The 8457-nt window shown below is 57.5% G+C and carries 8 protein-coding genes and 1 other RNA gene; 6 read left to right on the top strand and 3 right to left on the bottom strand.

The window, feature by feature from the left end; genetic code table 11:
* Window positions 1–228 precede the first annotated feature (228 nt).
* Window positions 229–325: signal recognition particle sRNA small type (ffs, locus tag H9642_RS18095), an RNA gene on the top strand.
* A 77-nt stretch (window positions 326–402) separates the two neighbouring features.
* On the opposite strand, the gene H9642_RS18090 is transcribed toward ffs, so the two are convergent.
* The gene (locus H9642_RS18090) at window positions 403–624 is read right to left on the bottom strand and encodes a DUF3820 family protein (protein WP_251837855.1); all 222 of its coding nucleotides are present in this window, start codon (window positions 622–624) and stop codon (window positions 403–405) included.
* Window positions 625–836: 212 nt separating this feature from the next.
* Here H9642_RS18090 and dnaX point away from each other — a divergent pair, with 212 nt between their 5' ends.
* The 5 genes from dnaX to H9642_RS18065 all read left to right on the top strand — a co-directional run bounded on the left by dnaX (window position 837) and on the right by H9642_RS18065 (window position 5856).
* Window positions 837–2798 (top strand): DNA polymerase III subunit gamma/tau, encoded by a 1962-nt coding sequence (gene dnaX / locus H9642_RS18085; RefSeq protein WP_251837854.1) that lies wholly within the window; start codon window positions 837–839, stop codon window positions 2796–2798.
* Between the two features lie 16 nt (window positions 2799–2814).
* On the top strand, window positions 2815–3141 hold the full coding sequence (locus tag H9642_RS18080; RefSeq protein WP_251837853.1) for a YbaB/EbfC family nucleoid-associated protein: 327 nt from the start codon (window positions 2815–2817) through the stop codon (window positions 3139–3141).
* Between the two features lie 121 nt (window positions 3142–3262).
* Window positions 3263–3934 (top strand): type 1 glutamine amidotransferase domain-containing protein, encoded by a 672-nt coding sequence (locus H9642_RS18075; protein WP_251837852.1) that lies wholly within the window; start codon window positions 3263–3265, stop codon window positions 3932–3934.
* A 70-nt stretch (window positions 3935–4004) separates the two neighbouring features.
* Window positions 4005–4604 carry a recombination mediator RecR gene (gene recR, locus H9642_RS18070; RefSeq protein ID WP_251837851.1) on the top strand — a complete coding sequence of 200 codons (600 nt, stop codon included), beginning with the start codon at window positions 4005–4007 and terminating at the stop codon, window positions 4602–4604.
* A gap of 103 nt (window positions 4605–4707) precedes the next feature.
* Window positions 4708–5856, top strand: a complete 1149-nt coding sequence (locus H9642_RS18065; protein ID WP_251837850.1) for an acyl-CoA dehydrogenase family protein — start codon at window positions 4708–4710, stop codon at window positions 5854–5856.
* 115 nt (window positions 5857–5971) lie between these two features.
* Here the strand turns inward: H9642_RS18065 and H9642_RS18060 are convergent, their stop codons facing one another.
* Both H9642_RS18060 and H9642_RS18055 read right to left on the bottom strand, forming a co-directional pair.
* Window positions 5972–6853 (bottom strand): SDR family NAD(P)-dependent oxidoreductase, encoded by an 882-nt coding sequence (locus H9642_RS18060; RefSeq protein ID WP_251837849.1) that lies wholly within the window; start codon window positions 6851–6853, stop codon window positions 5972–5974.
* Window positions 6850–8397 carry a flavin-containing monooxygenase gene (locus H9642_RS18055; protein ID WP_251837848.1) on the bottom strand — a complete coding sequence of 516 codons (1548 nt, stop codon included), beginning with the start codon at window positions 8395–8397 and terminating at the stop codon, window positions 6850–6852. Before H9642_RS18055 ends, H9642_RS18060 begins: the two co-directional genes overlap by 4 nt.
* Window positions 8398–8457: the final 60 nt, after the last annotated feature.

Here is an 8457-nt window from a genome sequence, read left to right as displayed (position 1 = left end):
CATGTGAGAGTAGGTCATCGTCAAGCGCCTAAACCCAAAACCCCAATCCGCGCACGCGGGTTGGGGTTTTGTCTGTGGGAGGGGAAATTGATTTGCTCGTGTTTCGAAAGGGGAGCGAGATAAGTCATTGTCTACGAAATGCTTTTTGTTCGGAACGGTTGTAACTTAACGCCAAGTCGGTACAATACTGCCCACTCGCTGCAAGGCGAGACGCGTTATGGTGGGCCCTGCCGGTCCCCCCGCAACGATCAACCGTGAACCCGGTCAGGCCCGGAAGGGAGCAGCCGCAGCGGTGACATCGTGTGCCGGGGTGTGGCTGGTAGGGTTCACCTCCATTATCTCCCGTCTGTTTACGTAGTGCTGCCCTGGCTTAGCCGTGCGCTAGATGTGGCGTGGCAGATACTAGGTGTTTTGGCGTTGGCGCAACGGAGCTAGCAATGGCTTCAAGCCGTTGTGATCGATTTCATGCATCAGGGCGAGCAAACGACCCATTTCTCCGTTAGGGAAACCTTTGCGGGTAAACCAGTTGAGGTAGTGCCCCGGCAGGTCGGCAATCATGCGGCCTTTATATTTGCCATAGGGCATGCTTCGGGTCACCAGTAAGAGCAAATCTTCGGGTTGCATGGCTCGGCTTCTCAAGCGTAAACGGTGGGATTCTGCCAGAAAGTAAGTCTGGCGGCCTAGATAGCTCGACTCCATCACCTTTGCAGAGCGGTGCCTGGATGGGTATGCCGATTTCAGATGCGCCGCATCAGCGCGGATGGCTTGGCGGATGCAATTTGCCCCTTGCTCCGCTAGGATGGGCGTCTTCCGAACATTAATCACGACAGGTATCGATGAGTTATCAAGTCCTTGCACGTAAATGGCGTCCTCGATCATTCCGGGAAATGGTCGGCCAGGCCCATGTGCTCAAGGCTCTGATCAATGCCCTGGACAGCCAGCGCTTGCATCATGCCTACCTGTTCACGGGCACGCGTGGGGTGGGTAAAACCACCATTGCGCGTATTCTTGCCAAGTGTCTGAATTGCGAAACCGGCATCAGTTCTACCCCCTGCGGGCAATGTTCTGTGTGCCGAGAAATCGATGAAGGACGTTTTGTCGATTTGATCGAGGTGGACGCCGCGAGCCGCACCAAAGTGGAAGACACACGCGAGCTGCTCGACAACGTTCAGTACGCACCGAGCCGGGGCCGCTTCAAGGTCTATCTGATCGACGAAGTACACATGCTCTCCAGCCACTCATTCAATGCGTTATTGAAGACGCTCGAAGAGCCGCCGCCACACGTCAAGTTCCTGCTTGCTACTACCGATCCGCAAAAATTGCCGGTGACCATTCTCTCGCGCTGTCTGCAGTTCTCACTGAAGAACATGCCGCCGGAGCGAGTAGTCGAGCATCTCAGCCATGTTCTAGGGGCCGAAAACATCCCGTTCGAGAACGATGCCCTCTGGCTGCTTGGTCGTGCCGCAGACGGTTCGATGCGCGACGCCATGAGCCTTACCGATCAGGCTATAGCCTTCGGTGAAGGCAAGGTAGTGGCGGCTGATGTGCGTGCTATGTTGGGTACGCTCGATCATGGTCAGGTTTACGGTGTGCTGCATACCCTGCTGGAGGGCGACGCGCGAGGTTTACTCGAGGCAGTATGCCAACTCGCCGAGCAGGGCCCGGACTGGAATGGTGTGCTAGCGGAAATTCTCAACGTCTTGCATCGCGTAGCGATTGCCCAGGCTTTGCCTGAAGCGATTGACAATGGCCAGGGCGACCGTGAGCGGGTGCTGGAACTGGCGAAGATTTTGCCCGCCGAAGACGTGCAGTTTTATTATCAGATGGGCCTGATTGGCCGTCGCGATTTGCCGTTGGCGCCAGATCCACGCAGTGGCTTCGAAATGGTGCTGCTGCGCATGCTGGCATTCCGGCCAGCAGAGCTTGATGGCGCGCCCCGAACACCGCTAAAGCCGCTGGGGATCAGCCAGGCCACAGCTGATTCCCAACCCGCTCCGGTGGCAAACAGCGCTCCTGTTGTCGCACCTGCGCCCCAGCCAGCGATGGCTGCCGAGCCAGAAGTTATGGTTTACGCCGTCACCGCCGCCCCGCCTGTAGAGGCTGCGTCGCTGTCGCAGACTGTGACGGATATTTCGCCCGTTGCGGCGGAAAAGATTGATCTTCCTTGGGAAGAGCCAACGGCGTTGGGCAATACTAATGCTGAACTAAAACCTGAACCCGCCGCCATAGCTGCGTCGGTACCGGAGGTTGATGCGTTTGTAGAGACGTCAGCGGACGACTACGACGAGCCACCGCCAGGCGACTACGATTATTGCGAAGTCAGCGCTGACAGCTTTGAGTACGATTTCGATGCTCCGGCGCAAGATGTACTTGAGGAGCCTGAACCCTCGCTTGCCGCGCAGCCGGCAACCGGTCTTGCTGCAGAATGGCTGGATATCTTTCCTCGCCTGGGGTTGGGCGGCATGACTGCAAATATCGCGGCTAATTGCACGCTTATTTCTGCCTTGGGGGACGTCTGGCTGCTGCATCTGGACCCTGCCCAAGGTGCGCTGTTCAACGATAGCCAGCAACGGCGCTTGAACGAGGCGCTCAATCAATATCTGGGACGCAGCGTCACGTTAAATGTTGAATTGTGCAAGCCTGAGCAGGAAACGCCGGCCCAGGCCGCTGCCCGACAGCGTGCAACTCGACAGCAAGAGGCGGAGCAGTCAATCCATGATGATCCGCTGGTCCAGCAAATGATCCAGCAGTTCGCCGCGGTAATCCGCGACGGTACTATCGAACCCGTAGAAACCTGAATACCTGAGGTAAGCAATGATGAAAGGTGGCATGGCAGGCCTGATGAAGCAGGCTCAGCAAATGCAGGAAAAAATGCAGAAAATGCAGGAAGAGTTGGCCAATGCCGAGGTCACCGGTCAGTCCGGCGCCGGCTTGGTGAGCGTGGTCATGAATGGCCGTCATGACGTCAAGCGCGTCAATCTCGATGATAGCCTGATGCAGGAAGACAAGGACATTCTGGAAGACCTGATTGCGGCTGCCGTTAACGACGCGGTGCGCAAGATCGAACAGAACAGCCAAGAGAAGATGTCTGGCATGACTGCCGGCCTGCAAATGCCTCCAGGCTTCAAGATGCCTTTCTGATCCCGTGTTGATGATGCTCGCCAGTGGAGCATGTCCATTGGCGAGCCTGTAGATTTATCGAACCTTGCTTGCATCTCCGCTGTCATGCTTTCACAAGCTATCAATATGACCGGGGCCGTTCATGAGCAAGCACATCCTGATGGTGGTCACGAGTGCCGACCGACTTCTCAATGGAGAGGCAACCGGGCTCTGGCTGGAAGAGTTCGCCATACCCTACAGCCTGTTCAAGGCGTCGGGTTATCGCATCAAGGTGGTCAGCCCCAAGGGTGGTGCCACACCCCTTGATCCGCGTAGTACACAAGATGCTGACAGCCATCCTGAATGGGACGACGCTCGCGTTGCCCTACAGGCCGCTGGCGTGCTTGATCAGCAGATTAGCGCCCGTGATTTCGATGCGATCTTTTTGCCCGGCGGTCACGGAACAGTATTCGACCTGCCCGGTCACCCCGTGCTCAGCAAGTTATTGGTTGATTTCGATGAGCAGGGGCGGATTTGCTCAGCAGTGTGCCACGGACCTTCAGCGTTTATTGGCGTGATGCGCGCTAAAGGTGTGCCGTGGGTTGAAGGTCGCAACCTGACCGCATTTAGCGACAGTGAAGAAATGGCTGTAGAGCTACAACAGGCTGTGCCTTTCCTGCTGGAAAGCACGTTGCGTGAGTTGGGCGCCCTGGTGCATGTCGGTCCGGATTTCGCAGTGCATGTACTGCGTGATCGCAACCTGATCACTGGCCAGAACCCGGCATCCAGTGAAATGACCGCCAGACGGGTCATCGAGGCGCTTGAGGCGGCGTGAAGTCATTTGACGTTGTCCAAGGCCGACAGGTATAACCCGGCCCTCATTTCCGCAGTTCGGCAGTATTCCCATGAGCTTCAGTCCGCTGATCCGTCAACTCATCGATGCGCTGCGCATTTTGCCCGGCGTCGGTCAAAAAACCGCCCAGCGCATGGCGCTGCAATTGCTTGAGCGCGACCGCAGCGGCGGTATGCGATTGTCCCAGGCTCTGGCTCAGGCAATGGAAGGTATCGGCCATTGCCGACAGTGTCGCACCCTTACAGAAGACGATTTGTGCCCGCAATGCGCTGATCCGCGCCGTGACGATAGCCTATTGTGCGTCGTGCAAACCCCGATGGATGTATTCGCCGTGGATCAGACCGGCTTTCGCGGCCGCTACTTTGTGCTCAAAGGGCATCTCTCGCCGCTGGATGGTTTGGGCCCGGAAGCCATCGGTGTGCCCGAATTGCTCGAGCGCGTTGCTGCAGGTGCCTTTACCGAAGTCATTCTGGCCACCAACCCGACGGTGGAGGGCGAGGCAACCGCCCACTACATCGCCCAGTTGCTGGCACCTAAAGGTTTGGTGGTGTCACGCATCGCCCATGGCGTCCCCTTGGGGGGCGAGCTTGAGTTGGTGGACGGCGGCACCTTGGCCCATGCGTTGGCGGGACGCAAGCCAATCAACTCCTGATTTCAGCCAAGTTGCGTATGGATGCAGCGGTCTCACGGTTTTAGTTGATAACCAAGCAAGCGCTTGGTAAGGTTTCGGCAAATAATAACCGGAGCCTGCCCGCATGGCTGATATCCAGCAATATTTCGACGAAACCCATCAACAAATCCGCGACTCGGTGCGCCGCTTTGTCGAGCGCGAGATTCTTCCGCACATTGATGAGTGGGAAGAGGCCGAAGAGTTCCCCCGCGAGTTGTACAAAAAAGCCGGGGACGCCGGGATTCTCGGGATCGGCTTTCCCGAGCAGTACGGCGGCAGTCATGAAGACGACTTGTTTGCCAAGGTGGCGGCCAGTGAGGAGCTGATTCGTTGCAGTTCGACCGGCCTGGTCGCCGGTCTCTGCTCGCTGGATATTGGTTTGCCACCGGTCCTCAAATGGGCCAAGCCGGCGATTCGTGACCGTGTCGTGCCCGAAGTATTGGCGGGCGACAAGATTATCGCGCTGGCCATTACCGAGCCTGGTGGTGGTTCCGATGTAGCCAACCTCAGGACCCGCGCGGTGCGCGAAGGTGACTTCTACCGCGTCACGGGCAGCAAGACGTTCATCACCAGTGGCGTGCGCGCCGATTACTACACCGTGGCAGTTCGCACAGGCGATGAAGGTTTCGGCGGGGTGAGCCTGTTGTTCGTAGAGAAGGGCACCCCGGGTTTTACGGTAGGTCGCAAGTTGAAAAAGATGGGCTGGTGGTGCTCTGATACTGCCGAGCTGTTCTTTGATGACTGCATGGTTCCGGTTGAAAACCTCATCGGTGTCGAGAACATGGGCTTTGCCGGCATCATGGCCAATTTCCAGAACGAACGTCTGGCGTTGGCGCTGATGGCCAACATGACCTCACAGATGGCGCTGGAAGATGCCTTGGCCTGGGCCAAGGAGCGCAAGGCGTTCGGCAAGCCGATCAGCAAATTTCAAGTGATCAAGCATCGCCTGGCAGAAATGGCCACGCAGCTGGAAGTATCCCGTGAGTTCACCTACCGCCAGGCCGCGAAAATGGCCGCCGGCAAAAACGTGGTCAAGGAAATCTCCATGGCCAAGAACTTCGCCACAGATGTGTCCGATCGCATCACCTACGACGCCACCCAGCTCCTGGGAGGCATGGGGTTCATGCGCGAGAGCCGCGTTGAGCGCCTGTACCGCGACAACCGCATCCTGTCCATTGGTGGCGGCACGCGGGAAATCATGAACGAGATCATCAGCAAGCAGCTGGGGTTGTAGCTCGATGCCTGTTACGTGCGGCGGATCGCCGTCGTGTATGGCGTGAGAATTGACTCTGGTAACAAGCTAAAAAAAACCGTCTCCCCCTAGGGAGACGGGAAAGGCCTGCTCAGATCTAAGTGGACGGCTGCGTTTTATCCGTCGTGCGCTTGGGTGCGAAACGTGCTGCCAGGCGCATGCTGGTTACCACCATGCGTTGATAGAGCGATGGCATGCTGCGCATCATCATGTCCGCTGCAGTGGCGTCCAGGCCGACCAGAATGCGGCGCTTGTTGCGCTGAACCCCCTTGAGGATGATTTGCGCCGCCTTTTCCGGCGTGGTGCGCAGCAGCAAATCGTTGAACTGCTGGCGCGACTGCTCTGCACTTTGTCCGGTGATCTGACTCATGCTCGCATTCATGCGGGCGGTCCTGGCGATATTGGTCTTGATCCCTCCGGGGTGCACGCAGCTGGCCGACACTCCGCAATTGGTCAGGTCAAGCTCCTGACGCAGTGATTCGGTAAAGCCGCGCACCGCATACTTGGTGGCGTTATAGGCGCTCATGCCCGGCTGGGCGAATATGCCGAACACACTGGAAATGTTGATGATGTGCCCCGCGCCACTGGCCCTGAGGTGCGGCAGAAATGCCTTGGTACCGTGGACCACGCCCCAAAAGTTGATATTCATGATCCATTCGTAGTCGGCCAGCTCGTTGGCTTCCACGGTTCCGGCGTGAGCTACTCCGGCATTGTTAAAGATCAGGTTGACGCGGCCGTGTTCGGCAACCACCTGCGCAGCCCATTCCTGCATGGCTTGGCCGTCGGCAACGTCGAGCACCTGTTGGGTAACGCGTACGCCGTGGCGTTTCGCCTGTTCCACTGTCTCCTGCAGGCCAGGCGCGTTTATGTCGCTGAGCGCCAGTTGACAACCCTGGCGTGCAAGATCCAGCGCCAGAGCGCGACCAATACCTGACCCGGCTCCGGTAATAGCGGCAACCTTGTTATGGAAAGATTTCATGCGTTGAGCTCCTGGGCTGCAGCTTGGGTGTGCGGGTTCGCCGTAGCATTCAGCGCAGGCAGGCGATTGAAATGGTACGCCGCTGGGTCGAAATGTTTGGTGATCTGCCGAAAACGCCACGTAAAGCCAGGCCATATCGTGCAATTGCGACCGCTGACCGGGTGCAGATACCAGCTGTTGCAGCCACCGGAATTCCATACGGTGCGGTCCATGCTGCCGAGGATCTTCTGGTTGAAGTGATCCTGTGCTTCACGCTTGACTTCCAAGCTGCGCAATTGGAGCCCATCGAGCTGGCTAAGTGCGTCGATGACGTAATTGATCTGCGATTCGATCATGTAAACCATCGAGCTATGGCCGAGACCGGTATTGGGGCCCATAAGAAAAAACAGATTGGGGAACCCTGCAGTGACGGTGCCCTTGTAGGCTTCGGGGCCTTGCGGCCAGCTGTCCACCAGGTCGAGTCCATCGCGACCGAAGATGACGCCCCGTGGGATCGGGTCACTGGGGGTAAAGCCGGTGCCAAAGATGATCGCGTCGATATGCCGCTCGTGGCCATCTGCGGTGACAATGCTGTTACTGCGGATTTCCGCGATGCCCTGGGTCACCAGTTTCACATTGGGCTGGGCCACAGCCGGGAAATAATCGTTGGAAATCAGCACGCGCTTGCAGCCCATGGTGTAGTCAGGCGTGAGTTGGCCGCGCAGTTTTGGGTCTTTGATCTGTTTATGCAGGTGGTGTCTGGCAACCAGGCTGGCTATGCGCAGAATCTGCGGGCTGATGGCAAAGCCCAGCACACGGGCTTCGAGGAACGCATAGATGCCGCCGCGCCACAGCTTCTGCAGGGCCGGAAAGCGGCGAAAGCGTCGTTGTTCCTTTTCACCGATGCGTCGGTCCGGCTTGGGCATAATCCAGGGCGGGGTGCGCTGATACAGATCGAGGCGGGCGACACGCTTCTGGATCTGTGGCACGAACTGAATTGCAGATGCGCCAGTACCAATTACCGCAACCCGCTTGCTATCCAAATCGTAGTCATGATCCCACTGCTGGGAGTGAAAGACCTTGCCGGTGAATGTATCCAGCCCTTTGAGCGAGGGGATTGACGGCGTGGACAGGCCACCCATGCCGGACACCACAAATTGGGCGCTGTAGCGCACGCCGTTGGTGGTTTCGATCAACCAGAACTGCTGTGTTTCATCCCACTCCAGTCGCTTAATTTCGGTATTGAGCAGGGTGCGGTCTTGAAGCTGAAAATGTTGCCAGCAACCTTCAAGGTAGTCTTTGATTTCCGGTTGCGGCGCGAACATACGCGTCCAGTTCGGGTTAGGCGCAAAGGAAAAGGAATACAGATGCGATTGCACGTCGCAGGCGCACCCTGGGTAATGATTGACTCGCCAGGTGCCGCCAACCCCACCTTCCTTCTCGAAAAGAAGAAAATCGGTTTCGTTCTTTTGCTTCAGGCGAATGGCCATGCCGAGGCCGGAAAATCCGGTGCCAATAATGGCCACCTTGCAATGCCGGAGGGCCGAAGGGGAAGCAGCATTCATGGCCAGGAGTCCTCTTATGATTATTTGTCTTGGCGTAGACAACTGTATACGCCTGTAGAC

Origin of the sequence: Serpens gallinarum (assembly GCF_014836765.1) — a bacterium.
Classification (GTDB): domain Bacteria; phylum Pseudomonadota; class Gammaproteobacteria; order Pseudomonadales; family Pseudomonadaceae; genus Serpens; species Serpens gallinarum.
The sequence above is the reverse complement of the archived record's forward strand: the minus strand, read 5'-3'. Positions and strand labels throughout refer to the sequence as shown.

Bases quoted from the DNA above. Each gene is read 5' to 3' on its own strand.
- H9642_RS18075 (WP_251837852.1), top strand. From the start codon at position 3,263: ATGAGCAAGCACATCCTGATGGTGGTCACGAGTGCCGACCGACTTCTC.
- H9642_RS18065 (WP_251837850.1), top strand. From the start codon at position 4,708: ATGGCTGATATCCAGCAATATTTCGACGAAACCCATCAACAAATCCGC.
- H9642_RS18055 (WP_251837848.1), bottom strand. From the start codon at position 8,397: ATGAATGCTGCTTCCCCTTCGGCCCTCCGGCATTGCAAGGTGGCCATT.
- dnaX (WP_251837854.1), top strand. From the start codon at position 837: ATGAGTTATCAAGTCCTTGCACGTAAATGGCGTCCTCGATCATTCCGG.
- H9642_RS18080 (WP_251837853.1), top strand. From the start codon at position 2,815: ATGATGAAAGGTGGCATGGCAGGCCTGATGAAGCAGGCTCAGCAAATG.
- H9642_RS18060 (WP_251837849.1), bottom strand. From the start codon at position 6,853: ATGAAATCTTTCCATAACAAGGTTGCCGCTATTACCGGAGCCGGGTCA.
- H9642_RS18090 (WP_251837855.1), bottom strand. From the start codon at position 624: ATGCAACCCGAAGATTTGCTCTTACTGGTGACCCGAAGCATGCCCTAT.
- recR (WP_251837851.1), top strand. From the start codon at position 4,005: ATGAGCTTCAGTCCGCTGATCCGTCAACTCATCGATGCGCTGCGCATT.